Origin of the sequence: Paenibacillus thiaminolyticus (genome assembly GCF_007066085.1) — a bacterium.
Taxonomy (GTDB): Bacteria; Bacillota; Bacilli; order Paenibacillales; family Paenibacillaceae; genus Paenibacillus_B; species Paenibacillus_B thiaminolyticus.
On record NZ_CP041405.1, the window covers coordinates 2,232,861 to 2,259,857 of the forward strand.

At 56.9% G+C, this 26,997-nt stretch carries 22 protein-coding genes; 13 read left to right on the forward strand and 9 right to left on the reverse strand.

Annotated features, from left to right (window positions below; genetic code table 11):
• Positions 1-73 precede the first annotated feature (73 nt).
• On the forward strand, positions 74-1,867 hold the full coding sequence (locus tag FLT43_RS10065; protein ID WP_087445018.1) for an ABC transporter substrate-binding protein: 1,794 nt from the start codon (positions 74-76) through the stop codon (positions 1,865-1,867).
• 741 nt (positions 1,868-2,608) lie between these two features.
• On the opposite strand, the gene FLT43_RS10070 is transcribed toward FLT43_RS10065, so the two are convergent.
• Entirely contained in the window at positions 2,609-4,600 is a 1,992-nt protein-coding gene (locus FLT43_RS10070; protein ID WP_087445016.1) for a S9 family peptidase, read from the reverse strand.
• Positions 4,601-4,940: 340 nt separating this feature from the next.
• Here FLT43_RS10070 and FLT43_RS10075 point away from each other — a divergent pair, with 340 nt between their 5' ends.
• The 7 genes from FLT43_RS10075 to FLT43_RS10105 all read left to right on the forward strand — a co-directional run bounded on the left by FLT43_RS10075 (position 4,941) and on the right by FLT43_RS10105 (position 12,345).
• Complete coding sequence (locus FLT43_RS10075; protein WP_087445015.1) at positions 4,941-5,618, forward strand: class I SAM-dependent methyltransferase; 678 nt, start codon at positions 4,941-4,943, stop codon at positions 5,616-5,618.
• A 72-nt stretch (positions 5,619-5,690) separates the two neighbouring features.
• Complete coding sequence (locus FLT43_RS10080; RefSeq protein WP_087445014.1) at positions 5,691-6,776, forward strand: glycosyltransferase family 61 protein; 1,086 nt, start codon at positions 5,691-5,693, stop codon at positions 6,774-6,776.
• 84 nt (positions 6,777-6,860) lie between these two features.
• Positions 6,861-7,538 (forward strand): class I SAM-dependent methyltransferase, encoded by a 678-nt coding sequence (locus FLT43_RS10085; RefSeq protein ID WP_087445013.1) that lies wholly within the window; start codon positions 6,861-6,863, stop codon positions 7,536-7,538.
• A gap of 60 nt (positions 7,539-7,598) precedes the next feature.
• Positions 7,599-8,684, forward strand: coding sequence for a glycosyltransferase family 61 protein (locus FLT43_RS10090; protein WP_087445012.1), 1,086 nt, complete (start codon positions 7,599-7,601; stop codon positions 8,682-8,684).
• A gap of 156 nt (positions 8,685-8,840) precedes the next feature.
• A complete protein-coding gene (locus FLT43_RS10095; RefSeq protein WP_087445011.1) occupies positions 8,841-9,482 on the forward strand; it encodes an acetyltransferase in 642 nt (213 codons plus the stop codon).
• Positions 9,483-9,509: 27 nt separating this feature from the next.
• Complete coding sequence (locus FLT43_RS10100) at positions 9,510-10,628, forward strand: DegT/DnrJ/EryC1/StrS family aminotransferase (RefSeq protein WP_087445010.1); 1,119 nt, start codon at positions 9,510-9,512, stop codon at positions 10,626-10,628.
• 22 nt (positions 10,629-10,650) lie between these two features.
• Complete coding sequence (locus tag FLT43_RS10105; RefSeq protein ID WP_087445009.1) at positions 10,651-12,345, forward strand: DUF4214 domain-containing protein; 1,695 nt, start codon at positions 10,651-10,653, stop codon at positions 12,343-12,345.
• 25 nt (positions 12,346-12,370) lie between these two features.
• Here the strand turns inward: FLT43_RS10105 and FLT43_RS10110 are convergent, their stop codons facing one another.
• Positions 12,371-13,534 carry a glycosyltransferase gene (locus tag FLT43_RS10110; protein ID WP_087445008.1) on the reverse strand — a complete coding sequence of 388 codons (1,164 nt, stop codon included), beginning with the start codon at positions 13,532-13,534 and terminating at the stop codon, positions 12,371-12,373.
• 176 nt (positions 13,535-13,710) lie between these two features.
• Here FLT43_RS10110 and FLT43_RS10115 point away from each other — a divergent pair, with 176 nt between their 5' ends.
• Positions 13,711-14,823 carry a glycosyltransferase family 4 protein gene (locus tag FLT43_RS10115; RefSeq protein WP_087445007.1) on the forward strand — a complete coding sequence of 371 codons (1,113 nt, stop codon included), beginning with the start codon at positions 13,711-13,713 and terminating at the stop codon, positions 14,821-14,823.
• 126 nt (positions 14,824-14,949) lie between these two features.
• On the opposite strand, the gene FLT43_RS10120 is transcribed toward FLT43_RS10115, so the two are convergent.
• The 4 genes from FLT43_RS10120 to mnmH form a co-directional block, all read right to left on the reverse strand.
• The gene (locus FLT43_RS10120) at positions 14,950-15,474 is read right to left on the reverse strand and encodes a DinB family protein (protein ID WP_244194391.1); all 525 of its coding nucleotides are present in this window, start codon (positions 15,472-15,474) and stop codon (positions 14,950-14,952) included.
• Positions 15,475-15,595: 121 nt separating this feature from the next.
• Complete coding sequence (locus tag FLT43_RS30100; RefSeq protein ID WP_307719695.1) at positions 15,596-15,982, reverse strand: alkaline phosphatase family protein; 387 nt, start codon at positions 15,980-15,982, stop codon at positions 15,596-15,598.
• Positions 15,983-16,538: 556 nt separating this feature from the next.
• Positions 16,539-17,621 carry a 3-isopropylmalate dehydrogenase gene (leuB, locus tag FLT43_RS10130; RefSeq protein ID WP_087445006.1) on the reverse strand — a complete coding sequence of 361 codons (1,083 nt, stop codon included), beginning with the start codon at positions 17,619-17,621 and terminating at the stop codon, positions 16,539-16,541.
• Positions 17,622-17,815: 194 nt separating this feature from the next.
• Positions 17,816-18,868 (reverse strand): tRNA 2-selenouridine(34) synthase MnmH, encoded by a 1,053-nt coding sequence (gene mnmH, locus FLT43_RS10135; RefSeq protein WP_087445005.1) that lies wholly within the window; start codon positions 18,866-18,868, stop codon positions 17,816-17,818.
• Between the two features lie 252 nt (positions 18,869-19,120).
• Here mnmH and FLT43_RS10140 point away from each other — a divergent pair, with 252 nt between their 5' ends.
• Genes FLT43_RS10140 through FLT43_RS10155 form a run of 4 tightly spaced genes read left to right on the forward strand, consistent with a single transcriptional unit; the run spans position 19,121 to position 23,142 of the window.
• The gene (locus FLT43_RS10140) at positions 19,121-20,191 is read left to right on the forward strand and encodes a mannose-1-phosphate guanylyltransferase (protein WP_087445004.1); all 1,071 of its coding nucleotides are present in this window, start codon (positions 19,121-19,123) and stop codon (positions 20,189-20,191) included.
• Between the two features lie 31 nt (positions 20,192-20,222).
• On the forward strand, positions 20,223-21,335 hold the full coding sequence (locus FLT43_RS10145; RefSeq protein ID WP_087445003.1) for a glycosyltransferase family 4 protein: 1,113 nt from the start codon (positions 20,223-20,225) through the stop codon (positions 21,333-21,335).
• Positions 21,336-21,352: 17 nt separating this feature from the next.
• Positions 21,353-22,108 (forward strand): glycosyltransferase family 2 protein, encoded by a 756-nt coding sequence (locus FLT43_RS10150; protein WP_087445002.1) that lies wholly within the window; start codon positions 21,353-21,355, stop codon positions 22,106-22,108.
• Positions 22,105-23,142 carry a glycosyltransferase family 4 protein gene (locus FLT43_RS10155; protein ID WP_087445001.1) on the forward strand — a complete coding sequence of 346 codons (1,038 nt, stop codon included), beginning with the start codon at positions 22,105-22,107 and terminating at the stop codon, positions 23,140-23,142. Before FLT43_RS10150 ends, FLT43_RS10155 begins: the two co-directional genes overlap by 4 nt.
• Before the next feature lie 113 nt (positions 23,143-23,255).
• Here FLT43_RS10155 and FLT43_RS10160 read toward each other — a convergent pair whose 3' ends face one another.
• From FLT43_RS10160 to FLT43_RS10170, 3 genes are all read right to left on the reverse strand, one after another.
• Positions 23,256-23,891 carry a DUF1796 family putative cysteine peptidase gene (locus tag FLT43_RS10160; RefSeq protein WP_087445000.1) on the reverse strand — a complete coding sequence of 212 codons (636 nt, stop codon included), beginning with the start codon at positions 23,889-23,891 and terminating at the stop codon, positions 23,256-23,258.
• Positions 23,892-23,952: 61 nt separating this feature from the next.
• Positions 23,953-24,606, reverse strand: a complete 654-nt coding sequence (locus FLT43_RS10165; protein ID WP_087444999.1) for a glycosyltransferase family 2 protein — start codon at positions 24,604-24,606, stop codon at positions 23,953-23,955.
• Between the two features lie 16 nt (positions 24,607-24,622).
• Entirely contained in the window at positions 24,623-26,995 is a 2,373-nt protein-coding gene (locus FLT43_RS10170) for a DUF4214 domain-containing protein (protein WP_087444998.1), read from the reverse strand.
• Between the last annotated feature and the right edge of the window lie 2 nt (positions 26,996-26,997).

Genomic DNA, 26,997 nt, shown 5'->3' on the forward strand with positions numbered 1-26,997 from the left:
ATCTCCTTTGTCAAAAGCGGAAAAAAGGGTATAATCATGAGTCAAATGTCCCCTTTTATAATAGAGGTGAAACATGAACACTGATTATTTGGATATGCGCGCCCATTTCTACCCGCGCGAGTCGGAGGGCCGCGTCCGGTTCCGGCTGGACGAGCTGGCTGCGGTCTGGAAGTGCAGCAGCAAGCAAGCGAAGCGCAAATTAAAAAAACTGGATGAAAGCGGCTGCTGCTCCTACGTTCCCGGAAGGGGCAGGGGCAATTGCTCGGAGATCCGGTTCCGTTCCCTTTTCCAAGACGATCTGGACGCGGCGATCAGGCATAGTCTGCTTGCTAAAAATATGGATCTGCTGATGCATATTCTCCAGCTTCCTTGTCCGAAGCAGTGGAGCGGTCAACTGCTTCGCCCGATTCACGAGCTGCTGGGGCTTCAGGCGCCGGATCCGATTACCGATGTGCTGCAGGCGATCGTGACCTTGCCCGTGACGAATCTTGATCCGGCCCAGGCATCCGTTACGTACGATCTGATGCTCGTCTCGCTCATCGGCGACACGCTGCTGCGGTATGATGCGAAGCGGGATCAGCTGCTTCCTCATCTGGCAGCCGCCTGGGAGACGGACGCGGACTGCCGGACGTGGACCGTCTATCTGCGCAAGCAGGTCCGCTTCCATCACCGCCGGCCGCTGACAAGCGGCGACGTGAAGTTCAGCCTGGAACGGTTGATGCGCCCGGACTGCGCCAACCGTTGGCTGACCGAGGATATCGGCACTGTCGACTGCATGAACCCGCTCACCGTCCGGATTGTTCTGAAGCGCCCGAACCCGCTGTTCGGCCGCTTCCTGGCGGCGGCGCCGACGACGATCGTGGCGGAGGATACCCCTGTTCATGACAAGCATTTCACCGGAACCGGCCCGTATATGCTCACCGAATGCAATCGGCTCAAAGCCGTGCTGGAAGCGTTCGATGATTATTTTGGGCTGCGGCCTTATATCGACACCGTCCAATTTTGGCATATGCGGGCGGATGCCGCCCATCAGATCGGCTACCGCCTGGCCGGGATCGGCGCACAATCTGAAGCGATGAGAAACGGCGATGAAGGCGGGGAGATAGATGAGGTGGCCGTGGAGGAACGGATCGAGCAAGGCTTCCGCTTCCTTTTGTTCAATACGAGGCACGCCGGGCTGATGCAGGACCGGGCGCTGCGGCACGCCATTCATGAGCTATGCGACGTGGAAGCGATGTGGCGCGATCTGGGCCGAAGCGGGCTCGTTCCGGCCTCGCATTTTATCCCGGGGAAGAGCAAGCCGTTCGCACGGAGCCTGCGTAAGGCCCGGCACTGGCTAGCCCAGAGCGGCTATAAGGGCCAGGAGGTGCACCTGTCCCTGCTCGATCTGCCTGCGGCATGGGAGGAGGGGCTCTGGCTGAAGCGGCGGGCGGCACGGATCGGGCTCAATCTGGTTCTTCATCCGTATGCGCTCGACGAGCTGTATGACAGCTCTGCCGGGGAGCGGATGGACTTGAGTTTGTCCGGTTACGTCTCGACGCATGACCCGCTTCTGTCCATGATGGGAGCCTTCCATAACCCGGTGCTTCCTTTTCGAAAATGGATGGCTAGCGAGCATATCCACCCCATCGACGGGATGCTGGAACAGATGAAGGAAGCGGCACCTCTCGCGGGGGAAGCGCTTGGCGATAACATTATCCGCTATCTCCATGACAACATGCTGCTCGTCTTTCTGTATCATCCGCGGCATTGGCACCGCTTCGATCTGACGCTGCGGCACATTCAATTCGATCCCTTCGCCTTCCCCGATGTAACCGCGTTATGGGTGCGGCCGGCGTGGACGGCAGAGGGGATGCGGCAGCCATAGCGGACGGATGCTCCCGGAAGAGGCGGTCGTAGCGGACGGATGTTCCGGGCACCGGCAGCATGAGCGGGCATCACATCCCGGCGGCACCGCCACTCTGAGGCAATGATGAAAAAAGGCCAACCCGTAATCTCCGGTTAGCCCAATAGAGTAGAGGATGAGGCTATCCCTTTTTATCTTCCAAGAGACAGCCCTATCCCCGCTTCCCACAGCTCGACTAGCCGCAAAAAACGGCGAAAATGCAGATTTTCCTTGTGACGTGTGCTCCGTTAGAGGACTTCCTGCAAAACGGCATCAATTTCGGGATATCTGATGGATAATTGACACAAATGGATGAAAATAATGTATTTTAGCAGGAATTCCATTTATATATGCCTGAAATAGCGAAAATTGCTGCATTGGCGCAGGATTTTACTGATCCATCATCTTCTGCCGCTTTTCCCGCTTCCGTTTTTTCCCCCGGCGTTTTTCCCCTTCCGCCTTCCTCTGTCGGCCCACGTCGCTCCCTGCTCATCATCCCGCAAATTATCGGCTCCAGAGTCCGGAACTTCCTGCCATTCATATGAGATATCGGTTCCGGGGTCCGGGACGTCCTGCAATTCATACGAAATTTGATGCCGGTGTCCGAGGCGTCCTACACGCCGCCCCACCGCAACAACGTCTAAAAGGCCGCATGCTCCGATCGCATGCGGCCCATCGCGGCCTGCGGCCATGCGGGCGCAGGCCGGCCTCAACTTGCCTATACTATACGTATTGCTTCATCCAGCCGGCAATCCGGTTCAGGCGTTCTACGCGCAGCTCGGGATGCCCGTTGCGCGACAGATCGTGGTTCGCGCCCGGGAACCGCACCAGCTGGGTTGTCTTGCCCAGACGCTTCAAGGCCACGTACAACTGCTCGGCTTGCTCGATAGGGCAGCGCAGATCGTCCTCTCCGTGCAGAATCAGCAGCGGCGTCTGCACCTCATGTACATAAGCGAGCGGAGAATGCTTCCACAGCTTCTCCGGATCCTCCCACGGCTGGGCACAGATCTGATACTCGGTGAAATAGTAGCCGATATCGCTGACGCCATAGAAGGAGAACCAGTTCGAGATCGAGCGCTGGGTGACGGCGCCCTTGAAGCGGTTCGTATGGCCGACAATCCAGTTGGTCATGAAGCCGCCGTAGCTGCCCCCGGTTACGCCGAGCCGCTCTTCATCCACGAACTCGTAGCGGGCGATGGCCTGATCCAGCGCTTCCATAATGTCCTCGTAATCCTTCCCGCCATAGTCTCCGCGGCAAGCATCAACGAATTGCTGTCCGTAGCCGTGACTGCCGCGCGGGTTCGTATACAGCACCGCGTAGCCCTGGGCGACAAGCAGCTGGAATTCATGCACGAACGAATTCGCGTACATCGTATGCGGACCGCCGTGAACCTCGACGATCGCCGGCACCTTGTCTCCCGGAGACATCCCTGGCGGCTTCATCATCCACGCCTGCACCTTCCAACCGTCGGAGGTCTCGGCCCAGAACGATTCCGGCCGGCACAGCTCCAGATCCGCCAGGAAGTCTTCGTTCGGGGCGGCCAGCCGGCGCTCTTCGCCCGTATGCGTATCCATGACGAACAGCTCTCCCGGCTGCAACGGATCGGCTGAGATGAAGACGAGCCGCTGCCCATCCTTCGTCACCGTAAATTGGGTAATCTCCCGATCGCCGGAGGTTAGGAGCTCATAGCCTCCCTCCAGCGGGAAGCGGGCGACCTGGACGCTGCCTTCCGCCGAGACGAGCGAGTAGACGGCGGAACCGTCCGGCGTGAAGACGGGAGCGGAAGACCCGCCCGCCTTCATGTCGGTCACGGCCGCATTGCCGAGATACAGATCGAGATCGGCGGTTACGCACACGGTGGCTCCCCCCGCGGCCGGTACGGCATAGAGGCGGATTAAGGTCGCGTTCTCATATTGGCGATCATGACCGAAGAACGCGATCGTCTGTCCGTCCGGCGAGAAGGCGAGCTTGCCGATGACAAGACCGGATTCGGTCACTCGGCGGCAAGTGCTGTCCTCGCAGTTCACGATGAAGATGTCTTGCGTGAAGACGAGATCCGGGTCGACTGCCTCATCCTCTACGCGCTTGGCGGAGAAGGCGGCATGAACGCCGTCCGGCGACCAGGTGAACTCATGAATATCGTAATCCCCGGAAGTCAATTGAACGATCGAGCCCGATTCGGGATGAAAAACAAATAAATGCGTGCGCTTTCCGTCCAGCAATCCTTTGCCGTCCGCCTTGCATTTCAACCGATCGATGACGAGCGCCTGCTTGCCGGGTTTCTCCTTGCCGTCTTCCTGCTGCTCCTTCTCTTCGCTCTTGGCCGGATCGATGCTTGATGTATACAACAGGCGGGAACCGTCCGGTGACCAGGCAAATGCGCTGACGCCGGACTCCGCGTCCGTAATGGCTTCCGCTTCGCCGCCATCGGCTGCCATCGTCCAAATCTGTTGGTGCTTCCCCTTCTTGCGCAGGAAGCCCAGCTTCGTCCCGTCCGGCGACCAGACAGGCGCGCCGTCCTGCTCTCCGTGCGTAAATGCCATGTTCTTGGTTCCGTCTGCTGCCGTGATATGTATGCGTGAGCGGTAACCGCTCTTCTCCTCATTGACCTGCTTCGATACATAAGCAATCGTTCCGTCCTGCGGATTGACGGCCGGGTCGCTTATCCATACGAACCGGTATAGATCTTCCGCTGTGATGGCACGCTTATCCATCGTAACACCTCCCATGATTGATATACATAGTATGGCACCCCTTCCCTGTATAAGACAAGCCCAAGATGGCAAAGTCCCGCGGGCAGATTGCCCCGGACCGATGTGTTTCCCCTCGATTCGTTCAACACCAGATGCTTGCCGCTTCGCCACCCGTTATTTGGCCGCCTTCCGGACTGGCATTCGGCCCCCTCTTCTCGTGCCCGCTTTCCGCTCCCCTTCGCCGCCAACCACGTCCGAATTGTGCTTCTCCCCCCTCTTAGCTGCCCTTGCCGCCGCATTTCCCCCTGCATACTCTATTCAATGACTCTACTATTCTATAAATAAAAAGGCGGTGTTTTAGATGGAATGGCACTATCATCAGCCCGTGTTCGCATCAGATTCCGCGCTGGAGCTGCCGCAACTTTTCATGACGAATGGGGCCTGGTCCGGCCATCGCCGGTTCGCGTATGATCTGGTCCGCTTCGCCCGGCCTCGTACCATCGTGGAATTGGGCGCCTTGTACGGGACCTCGTTCTTCGCCTTTTGCCAGGCGGTGAAGGACGGACAACTGAACTCCCACTGCTTCGCCATCGATTCATGGCGGGGCGATCCGCATGTCGGCATCTATAACGACAGCGTCTTTCATGCGGTTCAGGCCGTTACGGCCCGCGAATTCCCTCATATCGGCACCTTGGTGCGGAGCGACTTCAACGGAGCCGTAAACTATTTCGCTGACGGATTTATCGACATCCTCCATATTGACGGCTATCACACCTACGAAGCGGTTCGCAATGACTATACAACCTGGCTTCCGAAGCTGGCCGAGAACGGAATCGTATTGTTCCATGACATTGTCATCCGCATGGGAGATTTCGGTGTATACCGGCTGTGGGAAGAGCTTCAGGGACATCCCCATATCACATTCACTCATTCATGCGGACTTGGCGTGCTGTTCCCCAAAGGATGTCCTGCCGATTGGCTGCCGCTGATCGAGAATCAGGAAGCGCTTGTGGCGAACTATGCCGCGGGACAAATGTAGACGGGCTTCTGGGGCGTTACCCGTTCCTCTGCCGCAAGACAGCAGCAAATCTGCACAAGGAGGGCTGGATCGATGAATACGATCCCTAATCTTTTCTATCACCGGACGCGAGACTGGGCTGCCAGGTATGCCTTTGATATTCAATCGCTGCAAGAGCGGTACAAAATCATTTATCCGGAAGAAACCGCCGTCTTGCCTGCGCCCAAAGGGGTGGACTTGCCCCGTTGGCCGCCGCTATGCCGCTTCGACGAGGCCTTTGTGGCAGTCATCCCGGAAGGAAGAGTCATGACGGGGTGCGGGTACGTTGTTACCCCCGACCATCGCCGGCTTCTCGACGTGGAACTCGCCTATCCCTACCCGTTCAACGAGCTTCCTCCGCCGCAATATACAACTGACACCGTGGCCACATTAATGTGGGGCTGGAATATTCCCGGCTCCGCATATACACATGCCATTTTCGGGCATTGGTTTTTTGACATTTTGCCCCGAATTCATCTGCTGGAACAGAGCGGAATCGCTATCGATAAATATTTGATTGGCCAACTGATTTATCCATTTCAATATGAATCGCTGCAAATGCTCGGTTTTCCGATGGATAAGTTAATTCAAGTCGACCGGAACGACTTCCATCTGGCCGCGCGCAAGCTGGTCGTGCCTGCCGTCCCGTTCGTTCTGGGCGGGTGTCCCCGTTGGGCCAATCAATTCATCCGCTCCCGCCTGAAAGACGCTCATTCCATTCCTCCCCGTCCCGGCTATGAACGAATCTATGTCAGCCGGCAGGATGCGCACGTCCGTCACGTCGTCAATGAAGAGGAAGTTATGCAAGTGCTGGCCGAGAATGGCTTTGTCCGCATTGTGCTCACCCCGCTGTCCACGGCGGATAAAATTGCAATCTATTCTTCCGCTCACATTATCGTCTCTCCGTTCGGAAGCGGAAGCATTAATACTGTTTTTTGCAATCCAGGCTCTACCCTGATCGAACTAACGCCTGTTACGGTTATGGATGGTTACTTCTGGAAAATAAGCAATCATGCCGGGATGAACTACTTCGAGGTGCTCTGTAATATCGAGCAGCCGCCGAAGCCGCTCGGCGGCTCTGACAACCTGATCGTAGACATTGACAAGCTGAAGCGCGTGCTTCATATGGCGGGAATCTAGTCGCGTCCGCAAATAGAAATGCCGCTGCTAGGGCGCGCTCTCATCTCAATGAGTCTATTATCTAGGAAGGTGGTGTGCATTGCGATGCATTGGAACTATCATCAGCCTGTGTTTGCAACGGATTCCGCGCCGGAGCTGCCGCGTGAGTTCATGACGCATGGCGCCTGGTCCGGCCATCGCCGCTTTGCATATGATCTGGTCCGCTTCGCCCGGCCTCGCACGATCGTGGAATTGGGCACGCTGTACGGCACCTCGTTCTTCACCTTCTGCCAAGCGGTGAAGGACGGACAGCTTGCGGCGCGCTGCTTCGCGGTCGATACCTGGAAGGGAGACCCGCATGCCGGCAGCTATGACGATGTCGTCTACCAAGCGGTGCAAGCCGTTACGGCCCGTGAATTTCCGTATATCGGCACCTTGGTGCGGAGCGATTTCGACGGGGCGGTGAATCTTTTCGCCGACGGTTCCATTGATGTGCTTCATATCGACGGCTATCACACCTATGAGGCCGTTCATCACGACTATACGACATGGTATCCGAAGCTGGCCGAGAATGGGATCGTGCTGTTCCATGACACTGCGGTCCGCCTGTGGGATTTCGGTGTATACCGGTTGTGGGAAGAACTCGGGACGCATCCGCACATTACGTTCCCCCATTCGAACGGGCTCGGCGTCCTGTTCCCCAAAGGTTGTCCAGTGAACTGGCTGCCTCTGATCGCGAACAAGGACGCGCTTGCGGATAACTATGCCGCAGGACAAGTGTGATGCATGGCCATGCCGGCTACTGCGGCACCCGGCGATGATGAGCAGAGGAGGGCTTGAATTATGAATACGATACCCGATCAGTTTTATGTAAAGACACGGGACTGGGTTGCCCAGTTTGCCTCTGACCCTCAGCTCGTGCATGAAAGGTATAAAGTCATTTATCCGAAGGAAACGATTCATCTGCCTGCGCCCAACGGAGAGGATGGGAAGCGCTGGCCATCGGCATGCCATTTCGAGGAAGCCTTCGTGGCGGTTATTCCGGAAGGAAGAATCATGACCGGGAACGGCTATGTCGTCACTCCCGATCATAAGCGGCTGCTCGATGTGGAGTATGCCTATCCTTATCCGTTCAGCGAGCTTCCTCCGCCGAAATATACGGAGGAGACGGTAGCCACCTTGATCTGGGGCTGGAACATTCCCGGGGTCGCTTATACGCAGGCCATTTACGGCCATTGGTTTTTCGACATTTTGCCGCGGATTCATTTGCTAGAGCAAAGCGGCATCGTTATTGACAAATATTTGATTGGCAAGCTGACGCATTCGTTCCAATATGAATCGCTTCGAATGCTCGGCTTCCCGATCGACAAATTAATTGAAGTTGACCGCGATGACTATCATCTCGTCGCGCGCAAGCTGGTCGTGCCTGCGGTCCCGGTCATCCTCGGCAAGAGCCCGCGCTGGGCCTATCAATTCATCCGCACGCGGTTGAGAGATGATCACCAAATTCCGCCCCGGCCAGGGTTTGAGCGAATTTATGTCAGCCGGGAGGATGCACACGCCCGCTTCGTCGTCAATGAGGAGGAGGTCATGCAGGTGCTGGCCGAGAAGGGCTTTACCCGCATCGTGCTCACCCCGCTGTCCATGGAAGAGAAGATCTCCATCTACTCTTCCGCTCAAGCCATCGTCGCCCCGTTCGGAAGCGGCAATGTGAATGTTGCGTTCTGTAATCCGGGTACAACGATGATCGAGCTGTCTCCCATAACCGTCGTCGATGATTATTTTTGGAAAATCAGCAATCACGCCTGTCTCAATTACTATGAAATCATTTGCGATATCGAGCAGCCGCCGAAGCCGGTTGGCGGGGCCGACAACCTGATCGTAGACATTGACAAGCTGAAGCGCGTGCTTCATATGGCGGGAATCTAGCTGCCCCATGCCGTGTATCAATGCTTGGACGTACCAATTCCCTTCTCTCTATCGACAAATAACTAATTTGTCTTCCACACTGCGATGGCCTAGTCTTCTGCTAGCTTGGAATCATACACATACCATATCCAATCCGATTGACAGGAGGAATGAGCCTTGTCTGACAGCCAGCGGACAATCGTTATCGGGGCGGGCGGGCATGCCAAAGTCATCATTGACACTCTTCGGGCCGATTCCGCCGTCGACCTTGCCGGCTGCACTTCCGTGGCCGGAAGCGGCTGCGTGGGCGGAGTTCCCGTCCTGGGGGATGATTCGATCCTGCCGGAGCTGTATGCACAAGGGGTCCATCAGGCATTCGTGGCCATCGGCGACAACCGCATTCGCAGGAAGATGGCCCGCATCGCCGTGGACATCGGCTACACCCTTATCAACGCGATCAGCCAATACGCCTATATTTCCCCCTCGGCTAGCCTTGGGTCAGGCATCGCCATCATGCCCGGGGCCGTCGTCAATGCGGAAGCCTGCATACAGGATTATGCCATCATCAACACCGGTGCAACTGTCGATCACGAATCCGTTATCGGAGAAGCGTGCCACATCGCTCCGGGAAGCCATTTATCCGGCAACGTGCGGATCGGGGAAGGCTCCTTCCTCGGGACCGGAACCCAGGTGATTGACGGCATCACGGTCGGAGCATGGTCGGTTCTGGGGGCAGGCGCCGTTGTCGTCCGCAATATTCCCGATCACTGCATCGCCATAGGGGTGCCGGCCCGTGTCATCACACATTTTGATCGGTAAGCAGTCTTGAATGTCGGAGGGAGAACCATGAAGAAATATTATCCTATAGCAGCTCCGATTCTGAACGGGAATGAGAAAAAATATGTAGCCGATTGTCTCGATTCGACGTGGATTTCTTCCAACGGTTCGTATCTGGGCATGTTCGAGCAGCAATTCGCCGCTTTTTGCCAGACGAAGCATGCAATTACTTGCAGCAACGGTACGACCGCGCTCCATCTGGCGCTCATCGCGCACGGAGTCGAACCGGGAGATGAAGTGATTGTTCCGACGCTGACATTCGCCGCTACGGCGAATGCTGTCGCGTATTGCGGGGCGACACCGGTGTTCGTCGATTCCGAGCCGGAGACGTGGAACATGGATCCGAAGGCGGTCGTGCGTAAGATTACGCCCCGAACGAAGGGCATTATTGCCGTCCATCTGTACGGGCACCCCGTTCATATGGATCCGATTATGCAAGCGGCACGGGAACACGGATTATTTGTCATCGAGGATGCCGCCGAAGCCATCGGCGCCGAATACAAGGGAAGAAGAGCTGGCTCTCTCGGCCACACGGCCGCCTTCAGCTTATTCGGCAATAAAATCATTACAACAGGCGAAGGCGGCATCATTACTACGGATGATGACGATATCGCCGAGAACATTCGCCTGTTCAAAGGACAGGGCATGGATAAATCCCGCAAATATTGGCATACGGTCATTGGATACAATTACCGCATGACCAATATCCAGGCCGCGATCGGCTGCGCGCAAGTCGAAAATATCGACTGGCATATCCAACAGCGCATTCGAGTAGCCATGCATTATTACGACTGCCTGCAGTACGATGAACGAATCTCGCTGCCGGTCCAGAAGGTATGGTCCAAAAACGTCTATTGGATGATGAGCGTCGTATTGAACGGGTGCTCGGAAGCGAAGCGGGACCGGGTCATGGAGCGATTGAAGGAGGATGGCATCGAGACGAGACCGTTCTTCTACCCGATGCACATTCTTCCGCCGTATCGGCATCTGCAGCCGCATACGGAGTTCCCGGTCGCGAACCGAATCGCTGCCCAAGGGATCAACTTGCCGAGCCATGGGGTATTGACCGAGGAAGATATTCATTGGATTGGCGGCAAGCTGCAGAGTGCGCTAGACAAGGAATCCTAATGCTGGGAATGGAGGGAGAAGGTTGAGCCGTCATTATCGAATCATTCATCATTTCTATGAGCTGATGAGACAGGAAGGGAAGGATTTTGTCCGACATATGTATATTCAGATGCTTCACCGTGAACCGGGCGAAGCCGAGCTGCACCATTACGTCAGTCTTCTATCCCTGCGAACAGACAAGTCATGGATTGCGATGAGCGTCCTGTGCAGTGAAGAAGCCGAACAGCTGTATCACCGCCCGGCCATCACGCTGATTCCTCAGCAGCAGGGCACCATCGCCAGCCGTGTTCACTCCTTTTATACTGCCGAACCGCTCTTTTTCCTTCACTCTTTATATGCAGAACTGCTCGGGCGCGCCCCTGATCCAGCCGGGATGGAAGGGCATTCGCGCACTCTCTCTTCCGGCGCCTCGCGCAAGACCCTGCTCAGTGCCTTCGTCAAGTCGGAGGAATGCCAGCGGCTTCTGTCTGGGCCGAACCTCCTTCCTCTTCCGCTGCAGCCGCATCCGGCTGCGGTGGGATGGGGCGGAAGTTCTCCCGTGACGCAGATCGGCATCTTCCTGGGCTACCCCCATCCCCTTGCCCTCGACGGCGAAGGGATCGGAAGATTTCTGTACCGGCTTATCGAGGGCTTCCTGACGATACGGCACGATACGGTCATCCATATTGCAGCTACACATTACAATGAAGCGGACACCCGCAACATCTTTAATGGCTTGAATGCCCGCTTTCCCGGCCGCTGCCAGGTTGTAGGATCCAATAACATCGGCTGGATCAACGATCATGTCCCCGCCGACATCTGGATCGTCCCTATCGTCTCGCTCGATCTGGCCCTGTATCTGAAGAAGCCGTATATTCTTTGTCTGCATGACCTCGTCCATCACCAATTGCCGGAGTTATATTCCGCGTACCAATCGGAGTTCTGCAACCGGGTGAACCGCACCGCCTATTATGTGATGGAGGGAGCTGCGGCCATCGTCTCTAGCTCGCAGTATGTCCGGCTGCATCACGCCGTCGCCCTGGGAGGAATGCCGATGGCCAAGACTCATGTCATTCGCCTGGCCCCGCCCAGCAGCGAATACCGATCCTTCCCGTCCGTTCCCGAAGCGGTATTCCGGGCGACATATCAGCTCTTCGAGCCTTATATTGTATTCCCGACGGTCCTCCGTCTTCACAAAAACTTCGAGCGCCTCATCGTCGCCTTCCTCCGGTACAGACAGTCGCCGGACGGCTTCGCATCCCGCCTGTGTCTCGTGTTCACAGACGATTTGAGCAACAATCCGAAGCGGGCCGAAGTGATGCATCTTCTCCTTCAGTGCCGGAACAAAGAAATCCGCGGCAGCGTCCGCTTTCTCGGCCGCATTCCGAAATCCCATATCCCTTCCTTGTATCAGTATGCAGCCGGCACCATTGTCCCGACGTTATTCGAGGGCAGCTGCCCGTTCCCGATACTGGAATCGTTGACGATGGGAACTCCGGCGGCGGTCAGCAAGCTGGAAGTGACGAAGGAACTGATACAGGATATGGAAGGATTTCTGGCCTTCAATCCGTATTCTCTGGAGGAAATGGAGGCTGCTATCCGAGGACTGTGGCTGCACCGGAATCAATTGCTGCCGCGTCAGCAGTCCGCGATAAGCCAGGCGATGCAGCGCTCCTGGAACGATGTCGCCGCCGAATATTACGCCCTTATCCAGTATGTCGCGGCAGCAGGCGGCTGAAAAGCGTCTGACTTTACATCCGCCTTTATAAACCGTGGTATTTCTGATAAGCGCGATGGAAGACAAGAATATATTTAAGCGCGATATCGTCCCATGTCTCGGAAGGATCGTGAATGCCGGCCATCGCCGAAGCTTTATAATGCGCATAATTGCCGAACAACTGGTCAAGCGCCCTTGTGATAGCGTCCGGCGATTCCGGGTCGAACCAGACGACCTCGGCGCTATGCCTTGACAGATGCTCGCGCATGACAGGGATATCGGAGCACAGCACCGGCACGCCCAGCTTCAGCGCTTCCTCAACGGGATAGCTCCCGCCGCCTTCCGACAGGCTCGGCATAATCAGCGCCTGGGCCTGGCGCACAAGCGGAATGACATCGTTGTCCGGGACGAAGCCGAGTGGATATAGATGTTCGTCCAGCCTCAGACCCGTTCGGTGGATGAGCGATACCAGTGCCGGAATGTACACCTGATCCGGCCATTGCGGCGGCACGCTTCGCAGCAGCTCCGTATTATGACCGAACAAAATAAGCGGAATCGGGTACTTTTCGCGAAACCGGGAGTAAGCCAGCAGCAGATTGTAATGGTTCTTGTGCGGGGAAATGTTGCTCGGGTACAGAATATATTGCTGCGGGATGCGGGCAGCTACGCCCGGGCTCAATTCGCCTGCCGCCAATGTCGGGGCTGGCACGATCGCATGCTCAATCACGGTGGCGGCTTCGCATGAAGGTCCGAAATGCTGAATTAGCCTGCCCTTGACATGATGGGAGGAGACGACGATTGACGTCATGTTGTCCAACCATTCCTTGGCGGCCCTCCAGACATACGTCACGACGGAGCCGCTTAAAAACGGAGGCACATAATCAAGCACCGTCGTATCATGGAAGGTGCAGATCGCAGGCATCCCAATCGGAACATATTCGGGCCCATGCGGCCAAAAAAAATAAACGACATGCATATCCTGAAGAAGGGCCTGCCCTTCAGCGGATTGAATGCTTCCGCTGAAATAGGCGATTTCCATATTCGGATAGCTTATGCCGTATAATCGCTCGCGGAATCGCGTCTCAGCGGAGATGACGAGCCTGACCCGCTCGATGCCTGCTTGCCTGGCCATGGCCGGCAGCAAATTAGACAGCAGCCGGGCCCCTCCTCCTACGGAAATCAGATTTGCGCACCATATCACAATCTTCATGTCGCCGGTCCTCCTCGCAGCGTATAACCCATGACTGAATTCCATCCTCAGCATCCTTAATGCTTATGCGGGGCAGAGCCCGAAAATGTATGGACAGCGTCATCCACTGTGCCGCATGTATACAATAATAAAATTCCTGATGACTAAGAATAGAAAAGTAAGGGAGGCAACGTTCGATGGCTCAAATTGTGTGGCATGGCAATGCATTTGATTCGACCGGTTATGCGAAGGCGACAAGGCAATATGTAATGGCTCTGCACGCTCGCGGCGCCGACGTGAAGCTCGTCAGCCATTCCGCTCTTCCTCCAATCGAGCTTCCGCGGGACCAGCGGGACATCTTGGAACATCTTCAGGCCAAGCCTCCGACGGCCGGACCGCGGATTCATATTTATCACTACATTCCAGAGCTGTGGCGGAGAAGAATTCGTCCCTCCTTCGGATTCACCTATTGGGAAACCTCAAAAATACCGGACTCTTGGGTTCGGCAGGCCAATCAAATGAACGGCGTATTTCTGCCCAGCACGCATAATATCGGCGTATTCCGCAATTCAGGCGTTACAGTACCCTTGATGTACATACGGCCATGCCTGCTGGAGCCGTACCGACCGCCTTCCCCGCAGGCCGCGCCGCCCTATATTCACGCCTTGCCCCCGTTCCGCTTCCTCAGCGTCTGCTCCTGGATTGAGCGTAAGGGCATCGACGTGCTGTTGAAGGCATTCTGGAACGAGTTCACGGCGGCCGATCAAGTATGTCTTGTCATCAAAACGGTTGGCAACGCAGACGTGCTGCATGAAGTCGAGCGGCTGAAGCAGGAGCAGCGGCTTCCCCATGTTCCCGCCCCGGTCTATATCGATCTGGAGCTGCGCAGCGAGCTGGAAATGGACGCGTTATACCGAAGCAGCCATGCCTTCGTCCTCGCCAGCCGCGGAGAGGGGGTCGGATACCCGGTGTTGGAGGCGGCGATGAGAGGGGTTCCGGTCATTACGACCGGATGGGGCGGCCATATGGATTTCTTAAATGAGTACAACAGCTACGCCATCCCTTATCATCTGGCGCCCGTCAAGCCGCAGCATTACTACAGCGGGTACCAGGCCGATCAGCTATGGGCGGAGCCGTCGGGAAGCGAACTGCAGCGCATTCTGCGCCACGTCCTGTCGCACGATGACGAGGCTGCGCTGAAGGGACAGATCGCGAAGCAGCATACAATGGCGCATTTCTCCCCCGACAATGCGGCACAGGAGCTCCTTCAGGCGCTGTCTGGATTGACGCGCCGTTCATTCACCCGTTAAGCGGAATAGATTGCTAGCGTCTAACTAACGTCTTAGCGCGTCTCTGCCTATCCCGTTAGCTCATTTCCTAAAAGAGGCTGGCCGCTTCCTTCCACTATCCCGTTGAATCAGACATTTCCCGAAAAATCACGGCGCGTTTCTCTCCCGCAAGCATTTTTTGAGATGGGCGATATTCGCATAATGGTGGCGGCTGTGATCGGCAACATGCCAGATGGCCCAGCGAATCGCAGCCTGATGCCCGTTCTCGTAGGGTACCGAGCGTTCCAGATCTTCGTCGCGCAGCCCCAAGCAGATCTCCCTGAATCTGTCCTGAACGTAATCATATTCATCCAACAGCGTCTCCAGCGGGATGCCGCGAATCGCCGGCAGTCTCCCTTCCGCGTCCGTCATCGGCCCGAAGCGTTCGGCAAGCTCTGCCGGAACCGCCATCGACTGCAGACGGTATACCCACTCAAGATCAACGACGGCAAGATGCCGGAGAAGCTGGGCAATGCTATTCATCTGATGATCCGGCCCCCGATAATCGATGTCCGTCTGGTTCAAGCCGGCGACCAGACGCTTCAGCCGCTCGTAATTATAAGTGACGGCGGCGTGCAGCAAGCCTACGGTCGGCGACATGCGCGGATCCGGATTAAAATCGTAGCGTTTCATTTTCGACTCTCCTTTCTGGCCCAAGGACGAAGCATCCCGACCAGATTTATTATTCTAAAGAAAGCATGCAATCTTTGTATCCTCTCCCAAAGCGTGCATGCCTCCTGTATCTCCTATTCCATTAGCCCCGGAAAAATGCGTGCGGTACGCGGGCATCCCAGCTCTCCGGAATCGGCAGGCCGAGGGCCGCCGCCACGATGGCAGCCGTATCCTTGAAGGTCAAGCCTTCCAGATTGGCGTTCGGGGCGATGCAAGGTCCGATTGCCGCCCAGAAGATTGTCCGATCCATCGGATGAGCGCTTCCGTGATTATAAGCATTCTCCCCGCCGCCACCATGATCTGTGACGAACAGGATGAGACTGTCCTCCAGCCACCCCCTTCGATCGATGGCATCCACAATGCGGAGCAGGCGCTCCTCCGCCTCTGCAATCGCCTGATGCTGCGGAGGCGTACCGTACCCGCTCTGGTGCCCAAACGCATCGGGGGCATCCAGGGCGATATAGAACAGGCGGACATCAGGCCGTAATTAATCGGCGGCCAGGCAGTGAACGAGGCTAGCATCCACTCCGGGTGCCGCTCGCGCGCAAGCCGGAAAAAGGACGGATACGCCGAGTCGAGCGGAAATCTCTCGGCGCCGGCGCGCTCGTTGTGGTAACCATGCTTGTCAGGCGTAACGCCGTGCAGCATCGATCCCCGGCACTCCGCGCTAATCGTCGGCAGCTCGGTCATCGCATCAAGCGTCACGACTCCGTACTGTCTTGCCAGGCGGGCAATCTTCGAGCGGTTCAATCTCTGAAGAAAATTGCCTGCTCCATCTCGATCCTCTCCCCTCTTCTGGATCAAATGATACCGTTATCATAGCACAACTATAGCAGACTTAGCAGACGGTTAACCGTGTAACGGAAAAAATTTGCAACCTGCTTTTAAAAGAAAAGCGGCAATAAAAAAGCATGCAACCCTTGTACCCGGCAGATACAAAAATCACATGCTTCCATGCTTGCCTCCCGTCAGGAGGGAGACAGACCTTGCTATTTGTCCATTGAGCTGTCTATGTCTGATGCCGATCAGGCACGCTTCATGGCTGCGATAATCAAATCGCCCATCGCCGCCGTCCCGATCGCCTTTGCTTTGTCGGTTGCGATATCCCCGGTACGGTGTCCGGCGTCCAGCACTTCCTTGACCGCGTTCTCAATCGATTGCGCGGCATCCTCGTAACCGAACGTGAGGCGGAACATCAGCGCTACCGACAAAATGGTCGCGATCGGATTCGCCGCTCCTTGGCCCGCAATGTCAGGCGCGGAACCGTGAACCGGCTCGTAGAGGCCGAAGCTGCCTTCTCCGAGCGAAGCGGAGGACAGCATGCCGATGGATCCCGTCAGCATGGCGGCTTCATCACTCAAAATATCTCCGAACATATTTTCCGTCACGATGACATCGAAGCTCGACGGCCGGCGCAGCAATTGCATCGCGCAGTTATCGACGAGCACATGCTCCAGCTCGACATCCGGATAATCCGGAGCGATGCGGTTCACCGTCTCGCGCCAGAGGCGGGATGTCTCCAGCACATTCGCCTTGTCAACCGAGGCGAGCTTCTTGCGGCGCTTCTGCGCAATCTCGAACGCCTGGCGCACGATACGCTCCACTTCCTGCACATTATAGACGCAGGTATCGACCGCCTCTTGCCCGTGCTCGCCCTCGCGGCGCAGCTTCTCGCCAAAATAGATGCCGCCGGTCAGCTCGCGCACCACGATGAGATCCGTTCCCTCCAGCACTTCCGGCTTCAAGGTGGAAGCGTCCTTCAAGCAGTCGAAGATGACTGCGGGACGGATATTCGAGAACAAACCAAGCGCCTTGCGAATGCCGAGCAGCCCGGTCTCCGGACGAAGCTCCTTTGGATTGCTGTCCCATTTCGGACCGCCGACCGCCCCGAGCAGCACCGCATCCGCCGCTTGGCACATTTGAAGCGTCTCCTCCGGAAGCGGGGTTCCCTTCTCGTCAATAGCAATGCCGCCGAACAAGCCGTGGCTTGTCTCGAAGGCATAGCCGAACAGCTCCTCCGTACGCTTCAATACTTTCTCCGCTTCGCGGACGACTTCCGGACCGATGCCGTCCCCGGCGATTACCGCGATTTTCTTCACTTCCGCCATGCCAGTCACTCCTCGTGTCATCATCATTTCTTTAGTTGTAACACAAAGCCCGGAGATTGACCAAGATATAAAATCTATTGTTTTGATAGGAGAAACCTATAAGCGAGGTGCATCTCCCGCGATCAGAACATACCCGGCGGAAGAAGTTGCTAGTCCGCATTCCTCACCGCCGGGCCTGTCCTGCCAGCTTCCGCTTAGACGGATCGTGCCTGCGGAACATTCCATCCGCGCAGCAGCGGCACCACCTTCGCATAGGCTTCATTGACATCCGCCGCATCGATGACGATAGGCTCCCGGTCGTACTGGAGCGCCGCATGCTCATAGCGCGGATCATAATAATACTCCAGCAGCAGCGCCGCTACGTCGTCATAGCGGCCGTCTTCCAGCGCGGACTCCACCTCGCGCGCAGCAGGCGTATGCATGCGGCGGCGAATCTGCTCGAACGATTCCTTCACCTTCTCCGCATGCTGCTCCGGCTGATAGTCGGCCATCAGATTGCGGACGCGCTCCTGGACCGGCATGCGCACGGTGAATACAGTGCCGGCGCGCTTCGCTTGCACCAGGAATTCCGGCAGCACCACCTTGCCGATTCGGCGGCTCTCCCCTTCGATTAGCAGATAAGGCCGCTTCTTCGCTTCCAGCTTCAGCAGTTCATCGAGCAGCAGCGCCTCGAATTTTTTCTGGTTGCTCGGCTCCAGTCCGATATGTCCGAAGATCGAACCGCGGTGCCCCGCCAAGCCCTCGAGGTCCAGCACGGGGTATCCGTCCTCCCGCAGCCGCTGCAGCAGCTGCGTCTTGCCTGTCCCGGTATGGCCGGCGAGCACGATGCACGGGGCCTGCAGCCGGTACTCGGCAAGCGCCGACTGCACCCAGCGGCGGTAAGAACGGATGCCGCCGAGAAGCCGGAATGTCTTCAGCCCCATCAGCGACATGACGGTAGCCATCGTGCGGCTCCGCATTCCGCCGCGCCAGCAATAAATGACGACCGGGCCCTTCAATTCGCGGAACTGCGCGTATAGCGCGGGCAGCTTGGCCGAAGCGATGGCCAGGCCGCGTTCCTTAGCGGCTTCTACGCTTACCTGTTTATAAATCGTGCCGATCTCGGCCCGCTCCTCATCCGTGAACAACGGAATATTGATGCTCCCCGGTATGGTGAATTCCGCATACTCTCCCGGAGAACGAACATCAACCAGCATCGCTCCCGCGGCGCGCTTCTCCAGACATTGCTCCAATGATATATCTTGCATGATTTCACCTCTAGTTGACTGTCTCGTACTTCGTCTGCAACCGTAAGGATGCTCTGAATCTACTCTACCTTATTTTATCATAGACAGCCATGCCTGATCTCATACGAGATAGGGAGCCGCTATCCGCCGGACGTTCGCCGTGCCCTTTTCCGCTCCCGGGACATATGTAGTAATAATTCTCTCTTGATATCAGGTCAATCTCATGTCCGTTCCCAGGAGGTGGTTCTCATTACAACGGTAAAAGCCTTGATTATGGCAGGAGGGAAAGGCACCCGCTTCTGGCCCTTTAGCCGTTCTACCCGCCCGAAGCAATTTTTGCCCATCCTTCACCCGCACTCCATGCTGGCCGATACATTGCAGCGCATGCTGCACCGTGTGCGGCTTGAACATATCCATATCGTGTCGCTCGCGGAATATGTTCCTCTGATTCGGGAACAGCTTCCTGACTTTCCGCCGGAGCATATTATCGAGGAGCCGATGGCCAAAGACACTGCTGCCTGCATCGGCCTGGCCGCGCTCCATATGCTGCTGCAAGACGAGGACCCCGTCCTCATCACACTGCCGTCGGATCATTATGTATCGGATACGGAAGCGTTCCATGCCGCGCTTCAGACGGGAGTCGAACGCGCTGCGGATGCAGCTTGCGTTGTCACGCTCGGCGTGCGGCCAACCCGCCCGGAGACGGGCTATGGCTATATCCGGGTAGCGCCCGGGGAAGATGCTAAGCCGACGATGTCCGGCACGCAGGTGACGGCAGTGGAGCAATTCATCGAGAAGCCGCCGCTGCCGCTGGCCGGGCGCATCTTTGCCGACGGCAGACACTATTGGAACACTGGCATTTTCATCTGGAAGGCCTCCACCGTCATGCACCTGCTGGAGCAGCATCTGCCGAAGCTGTACCATATTTTGCTGAGAATGAAGGAGGTGCTGATGGAGCCTTCGCCGGATGAATGCGCGCTCCATTCGCTCTACAGCCAGATCGAAAACCAGTCCATCGATTACGGAGTCATCGAGAAATGCAATTCCATTTATATGATTCCCGTCCAATACGGATGGGACGATCTGGGCAATTGGAACGCGCTGGAGCGGGCCGAGCCGCGAGATTGGTCCCGGAACATCGTTCATGGCCTTCACCATGGCATCGATACGAGCGGCTGCATTATTCACGGCAAGCCGGGACAGCTGATAACGACCATCGGGGCCGAAAATCTGATCATTGTCGCGACCGATGATGTTGTCCTCGTCTGCCGCAAGGACCGGACTCAGGATATCAAGGCGTTGGTCGCCCGTCTGGAGGAGCAGGACCTCCAGCGCTATCTCTAAATTCCATTCTCCATTCCAAGGAGGGAAGCAGATGAGTGGAGAGACTGCCATCCACAATATAGGCACCCTATTCGAGCCGACGGGATATGCTAAAGCAAACCGGCAACTGCTGCTTCAATTCATCCGCCGGGGGGTATATCCCAAATTCTCCCCCATCCATCCCGAAGTGGTCCGTACGCCTATGTCACCTAATACCGCAGCTGAATTGACGGCATTGATGCATCGACCGTTGGCGCCGCGCCATACGGTGCTGTTCCATTATCCGGCTCATGCCTTTTTCCGGGATCCCGCCCCGTATTCCATCGGCATGACGATGTTCGAATGCAACCGCCTGTCCTTCACCTGGGCGCGCCGCTGCTCCATGATGGATGAAGTATGGGTACCGTCCACCTTCAATCGCGACACCTTCATTCAATCAGGCGTCCCGGCACATAAGCTGAGAGTCATGCCTTACGGCACCGATCCGGATGTATATCACCCGGGCGCGCCTCCGCTCCCGGTTCCCGGCAGACGGGAGTATGCTTTCCTGTCGGTCTGTTCCTTCGACGAGCGGAAGGGCATTGATTTGCTACTGCGCGCGTTCCTGGCGGAGTTCTCCCCGTCCGAGGACGTCTGCCTGATCATGAAGACGCGCGCCTCGACGGCTGAGGAGATCGGCCGGCAGCACGCCTATGTCAATAACCTCGCCTCGCAATTGACGGGGCGGGCGAACGAATCGGTCATCCTGTTGTCCGCGGTCCACTCCTGGTCCGAGGAAGATCTGGCCCGGCTGTATACTTGCGCGGACAGCTACGTCCTGCCGACGCGGGGAGAGGGCTGGAGCATGACCGTGATGGAAGCGATGGCCGCCGGCCTGCCCGTCATCACGACCCGCTGGTCGGCACACCTCGACTTCGTCAACGATCAGAATGGCTATTTGATCGATGTGGAGCGGTTCACTCCGTTCCTGCCGTCGCAATCCCGGCTATTGTGGGCCTTGCCCAGCATCGCCCACCTTCGCCAGCTGATGCGCCACGTCTATACCCACCGGCCAGAAGCCGCAGCCAAGGCCGCCCTTGGCCGCCATACCGTCATCGGAAGGTTTACATGGGAGGCCAGCGCCCTGCGCATGCTGCAGCGGCTGCAGGAAATAGACAGCCGGTAAAAGGAGAATCCACCTGTATGATAAGTCTCATTATTCCGACGATCCATCATACGGATCTGGTCAAGCATTGCGTTAACAGCTTCATCAACACGGCCCATGAAGCATACGAAATCATTGTCGTCGATGACGGCAGCCCGCCTCCCATCCAGCAGGATCTGGCCGCCTGGGCCGCCTCGATGAACGTTCGCTTCATCCCCAAGCAGACCAACGAAGGCTTCAGCCGGACCGTGAATCTGGGCTTGCAGCACGCCGGCGGGACCTATGCGCTAGTCGCGAACAACGACATCATCTTCCACGAGCCGGGCTGGCTGCAGCATATGATGGCGGCGATGCAGCTATCGCCGGACGTCGGCATCGTCGGCGCGCGGCTGCTGTATCCGAATATGACGATTCAGCATGGCGGCGTCATCCAGGGGCCAAAAGGAAATTTCGATCACCGTTACCGCTTCCAGCCCGCCGATCACCCTCCCGCCCAAGCAGTGGAGGACGCGGCTTCCGTCACAGGCGCCCTGATGCTGATCCGGCGGGACGTATTCGACCGGATCGGCCTCTTCTCAGAGGAATTCTTCATCGCCTATGAAGATGTCGACTTCTGCTACCGCGCCAGACAGCACGGCTTCCGCGTCGTTTACTGCGGCGCGGCCTGCGCCCTGCATTATGAAGGATTTACGCGCGGGACGACGCGGGCGAATAAAAACTGGTATTGGCGAGTCAAAGAATTGGAGGCCCGCAAAAAATTCTGGGTCAAATGGGGAGGTTATCACATCCAATGAGTGCGCCGCTAGAAGTTGTCTATGTACTGGAGCTAACCGGATTGTCCGGCGGCATTCGCAATGTGCTGGAGCAGGTGAACCGGCTGCATGAGATGGGTCTGAAGGTTCATCTGTTCGCGCTGGATGACCAGCCTTCCTGGTTCCCGCTGCAAATCCCGGTGCGCCGCTTCCCGAACTATCGGATGATGCTCCATACCCTGAAATGGATGGATTGCATCAAGGTGGCAACCTGGTGGAAAACGCTGGCCGTCGTCTGGCACAGCTGCGATCGGCGCCGAGGCGGACGAGGCGTCCCGTTCTATCTCGTCCAGGATATCGAAGAAAGCTATTATCCGAATTGGCCGGATATGCAGGAACGGGTCCGCCAAACGTACCGAGTCCCGGTTCATATGCTGACGATTGCCGATTGGACGACCCGACAGCTGCTGGAACGGTTCCATCAACAGGCAACCAACATCTCGATAGCCGTTGATTCCAACATCTACAAGCCGAACCGGACCCACGACTACGATCCGCGGCGCATTCTTGCCTGCAGCCGCCGCAGCCAGCATTTGAAGGGCTTCGATATCACCGTGCAGGCCGTGACGTCGGCATGCCGCCAGCTGCCCCATGCTTCCTTCGTCACGTTCGGCGTCGAGCCTCCCGGCATTTCAGGCATACCGCATCATCATTTCCCGAACCCTCAGGATCAACAGTTGGCCTACCTGTATGCCAACTGCGGCGTATTCGTACAGACCTCCTACCACGAAGGCTTCGGGCTCCCGATTTTGGAGGCGATGGCCTGCGGAGCGCCCGTTGTCACGACGAGAGCGGAGGGCAATGAGGAATTTTGCAAGGACGGATGGAACTGCATCCTCGTCAACAAGGGCGACGCCGATGGAGTGGCCCAGGGCATCGTCAGGGTGCTGTCCGATCCGGAATTGTCCCAATTCCTCGTCGCCAACGGGTTCGAGACCGCCAAGCATTACAATTGGCCCCGCGTAATGAACAATCTGTTGAACGCGTTCCACGCCAGACTGCCGCAGCAGGTATGATGCTTGCGGCAGCATGCAAAATCGCCAGCTTCCCTGTAAGCTGGCGATTGTTGCGCTTGCTCCGCATGTTAACGTTGATGAGGCCAGCATGACAGCCAGACCTGCAACAGTTCTCATCCCGGCATGGCCTCATAGCGGATACCGGCGAATAATTCGTTCCACGCCCGATCGCTGTCCGCATCCCAAGCGATCGGCGCCTCCACCGCACAGGTATGCGCCAATGGCCAATCGAGCTCCACGATTCGGTGATCAGCCCCCGGATTGACGACGAGCAGGCGGAATTGGTGCCGGACGATCGAAGCCAGCGCCGCTTCCAATGCCGCCGCCTCCTCATGGGAGGCATGCAGCCGGAAAAAGAAAACCCACTCAGCCTGCTCGATATTGCGGAGGAAGCGGGCAATTCTCCGCTGCAGCCTCTCCTGGAATTCCGGATATTTCCGGACAATGCCCTCCAACTGATCCGCGACGAGAAAATCGTGAACCGACTGCACCCCGTAGACGCGATCCAGCAAGGAATAGTTATGTCCGTTGAACTCCGTTCCGTCCACTTCGATATGGTCGGAGTACATGAATCCGGCGAACCGGTTGCGCAGCAGCAGACAGAGCCCGGGGATCGAATTGGAGTACATCCAGTCGATGACCCCGCTGTAGGGCCGCAGGCCATACCGCTCCAGCCGCTGCGCCGGATAACAGTTCGAGCCCAGGCTGTATACCGCCTGATACGTTCGCTTGATGTCAGTCAGGCGCATTGCTCTTGCCTCCTTTTCGTATGTGTTCAAAAATTCTCGGAAGCATACGCAAATGCGGATGTTACGTAGCCAGATTGAATGGAACCGAGTAGGTCTCCTGCGCCATCCGTCCTCCCCATTTCAGCTCGTAATATCGCTCATAGAGCGGCCAGGTCGAATCGATAAGGAAATTGAGGCGGGGATCCGACTTGCGTGAAGAGCTCTCATGATGATCTACCGGCAGCCCTGTGAAAATCTCTTCATATCCTGCCAGGCGGAGCCTGCGATGATAGTCGATGTCCGCAAAATAACTGCTGAACACCGTATCCCACGGCCCCGCCGCGCGGACCGCATCCATATTGTAGGCCGCCAGCGCATCGAAATTCGTCAAGGCCAGCCCCCACTTCCGTCCGCTCTGCTTCAGCGCCGTCAAGACGCGAAGGAAGGCTTCAGGGGTTCCCGGATGCGCCTCTGCATCCGTATGCATATACATGACCGCATCCGCCTCCTGCTCAGCGGCAATTCGCTGGAACCAGTTCATGGACTGGGTGAAGGTCAGCGGGACGGGCGGATGGATGATGTTCACCAGCTCGTTCAAGCCGGCATGGCCCTTCAGCTCGGAATCTGCCGAATTATCCAGCACGTACGTATGCGGCCAATAGGGGCGAATGCTGGCAACCGCCTGGTGCAGCAGATCAAGACGGTTGACATACGGGATGCCAACGATGTAACGCATTGCCGTCACTCTCCATTCATATCAATTGTATGCGGTCGGCAATATGCTGCGCGGCATGCGACCACGTCCAGCGGGACATCACTTCCTGCGCGGCGTTCCGTCCGCGCTCCCGGGCCGCTTCCCGGTTCTCGTAGACATGTCTCATCAAATACGCCAAATGCTCATAGTCCGGGTCGGCCCAGCGGAAATTGGTATAGTACGGGCATTTGGCAACCGCCGGTACAAGCTGTTTGACCTTGATCGGATATCCCGTCCGCTCGTTCAGGAAGTCGCGCTGCGCGCTCCAGTCCGTGGCAATGACTGGCAGGCCGCATGCCATCGCCTCCAGTATCGGCATGCCCCATCCTTCCCCCCGGGTCGGCAATAGGAAGCAATCCGCGGACCGGTACAGGCTCCCCAGCAAATACGACGGGAGCTTCTGATTGTACAAAATCATTATCTTCGATTCGACATGCTTGAGATTCAGCTTGCGGATTTCGGCCAACACGTTGATCGTCGGGTCGGCGTTCATGATTTTGCATACGAGCAGGACATCGTCATGAGCGAAAACGTTGGCGAAGGTGCGGAGCATATCCTCCGGATTTTTGCGTTCGCCCCACTCGAATACCGATAGAAACGTGAACCGATCCGAGAAGCGGGCCGAACGGATGCCGGGATGGAAATAGTTCGGGTCCACGCCGAGCGGCATAATGCGGATCGGCACCCTTACCCCGCTGTGGCGGAACGTATCGGCATTGAACCGGGACGGCACCCATATCTCATCCATGCAATTGCATTGATGGATCCATTCCCCTGGAACACCATCCACCTCCAGCATCGTGTAGCCAATTTTGTACTTGCCCTCATTTTTGTAAAAGACATCCCCTTGTCCATAGACGACTTCCGGCGCATTGGGATCGGCATGGCGCATGCGAAAAATATTGATCCGGTAATCGTCGCTCATCGGGGGCTCTTCCGCGGCATGCGGAGTGCCCAGGCCGTACACATAACGGTAATGCATCTTAATCCGTTGCTCGTCGAGCGCGATCATCAAATTTTTGGATGATGTCGCATAGCCGGTTGGCGCATTCACGATCGAATGCCAATTCAGCCTTCTCTCATAGCTTCCTTCGAGCCGAGCCTGCCATTTGTCCCGAAAGATCATGCGCGATTGCTCGAACAGCCCGGAGAAATCGACTTGATTCACCTTTGTCGTCGTATTCTGGGAGTGGGTCAACGTTACCCGGCCGTCGCAGACGACCCGGTAGCCCTGCTCCAGTACCCGAAGACAATAATCGGTATCCTCAAAATAAGCGAAATAATCGGTATCTAGACCGCCCAGCTCCTCTATGATACTCCGCTTCACGTAAGCGCAGGCAAAAACGACCCCTTGCACATCCCGCGCAGACGGATATTGGCGGATATCCGTCTCCTGCCCGCCGATCTGCTGCCCCCAGCAGGTCTCCGCGAAAATAAAGGTGCCTGCGTGCTGCACCAGTCCGTCGTCGCCGCGCAGCCGGCAGCCGACGATGCCAATATTCGGATCCGAATAGGCCGTCTCCTGCAGCCGTTCCACCCACTGTGGCTCCTCCGCCACGATATCGTTGTTCAGCATCAGAATATCGCTGCCGGGATCGCAATGAGCCATGGCCAGGTTGTTGCCTGCCGTAAATCCGATGTTCGCGCCATGCTCAATCACTCGAATCCAGGGGATGCTCTGCAGATAAGGAAGCGTGCCATCGGTGCTGCCATTATCGAACACCACGATCTCAATTCGTTCGTGACGGGCCGTCTCCTCCAGAGAATCGAGGCACCTCTTCGTATGCTCCAATCCGTTCCACGTCAAGATGACAATCGATACCTTGCGCTGCAGAGGCGGAGCCGGCTGCGCCGGGGGCTTCGTCCCGGTCACTTCCTCGGGAACCAATTGGAAGCTGCCGAGCTCAATTGTCCCGTTCAAGCGCGGGAGATCCGGTTGCACGATCAGGGCTTGGCACTCTGGCGACGTAAGTATTGCTAGCAGGATCGATATGCGGCTTCTTCCGGTCCGCAGCATATGTTGGTAGTGAATGAGCGCTTGGTCTTCGACGTCACGGCAGAGCAGTTCCACGTACAGATCGCGGATGAATTCGGCCTCTCCCCTGTTCAAGATCAAGCTGGAGATAGTGTGACACAGGGCCGCACGTTCATTGCAGCCCGCTCCTCGCTGCGCTATTTTCTTCTTCATCTCGTTGCTGCGAAGGAAGCTGACCACGATCGACAGCTTGCTATGGCCGGCTTGAAGCAGCCGGGTGAAGTGCCTGATGCCGTTCGGTTCCGGTTCCTTATTCAGAAGCTGGCTATATAATTCTGCGATGAATTGCTCGCCTTCCAATCGGAACAACAAGTAGAGCCTTTGGATCAGTATCAATA

Bases quoted from the DNA above. Each gene is read 5' to 3' on its own strand.
- FLT43_RS10070 (WP_087445016.1), bottom strand. From the start codon at position 4,600: ATGGATAAGCGTGCCATCACAGCGGAAGATCTATACCGGTTCGTATGG.
- FLT43_RS10115 (WP_087445007.1), top strand. From the start codon at position 13,711: ATGGCTCAAATTGTGTGGCATGGCAATGCATTTGATTCGACCGGTTAT.
- FLT43_RS10085 (WP_087445013.1), top strand. From the start codon at position 6,861: ATGCATTGGAACTATCATCAGCCTGTGTTTGCAACGGATTCCGCGCCG.
- FLT43_RS10120 (WP_244194391.1), bottom strand. From the start codon at position 15,474: ATGAAACGCTACGATTTTAATCCGGATCCGCGCATGTCGCCGACCGTA.
- FLT43_RS10100 (WP_087445010.1), top strand. From the start codon at position 9,510: ATGAAGAAATATTATCCTATAGCAGCTCCGATTCTGAACGGGAATGAG.
- FLT43_RS10145 (WP_087445003.1), top strand. From the start codon at position 20,223: ATGAGTGGAGAGACTGCCATCCACAATATAGGCACCCTATTCGAGCCG.
- FLT43_RS10075 (WP_087445015.1), top strand. From the start codon at position 4,941: ATGGAATGGCACTATCATCAGCCCGTGTTCGCATCAGATTCCGCGCTG.
- FLT43_RS10090 (WP_087445012.1), top strand. From the start codon at position 7,599: ATGAATACGATACCCGATCAGTTTTATGTAAAGACACGGGACTGGGTT.
- FLT43_RS10110 (WP_087445008.1), bottom strand. From the start codon at position 13,534: ATGAAGATTGTGATATGGTGCGCAAATCTGATTTCCGTAGGAGGAGGG.
- FLT43_RS10150 (WP_087445002.1), top strand. From the start codon at position 21,353: ATGATAAGTCTCATTATTCCGACGATCCATCATACGGATCTGGTCAAG.
- mnmH (WP_087445005.1), bottom strand. From the start codon at position 18,868: ATGCAAGATATATCATTGGAGCAATGTCTGGAGAAGCGCGCCGCGGGA.
- FLT43_RS10165 (WP_087444999.1), bottom strand. From the start codon at position 24,606: ATGCGTTACATCGTTGGCATCCCGTATGTCAACCGTCTTGATCTGCTG.
- FLT43_RS10155 (WP_087445001.1), top strand. From the start codon at position 22,105: ATGAGTGCGCCGCTAGAAGTTGTCTATGTACTGGAGCTAACCGGATTG.
- FLT43_RS10080 (WP_087445014.1), top strand. From the start codon at position 5,691: ATGAATACGATCCCTAATCTTTTCTATCACCGGACGCGAGACTGGGCT.
- leuB (WP_087445006.1), bottom strand. From the start codon at position 17,621: ATGGCGGAAGTGAAGAAAATCGCGGTAATCGCCGGGGACGGCATCGGT.
- FLT43_RS10160 (WP_087445000.1), bottom strand. From the start codon at position 23,891: ATGCGCCTGACTGACATCAAGCGAACGTATCAGGCGGTATACAGCCTG.
- FLT43_RS10140 (WP_087445004.1), top strand. From the start codon at position 19,121: ATGGCAGGAGGGAAAGGCACCCGCTTCTGGCCCTTTAGCCGTTCTACC.
- FLT43_RS10065 (WP_087445018.1), top strand. From the start codon at position 74: ATGAACACTGATTATTTGGATATGCGCGCCCATTTCTACCCGCGCGAG.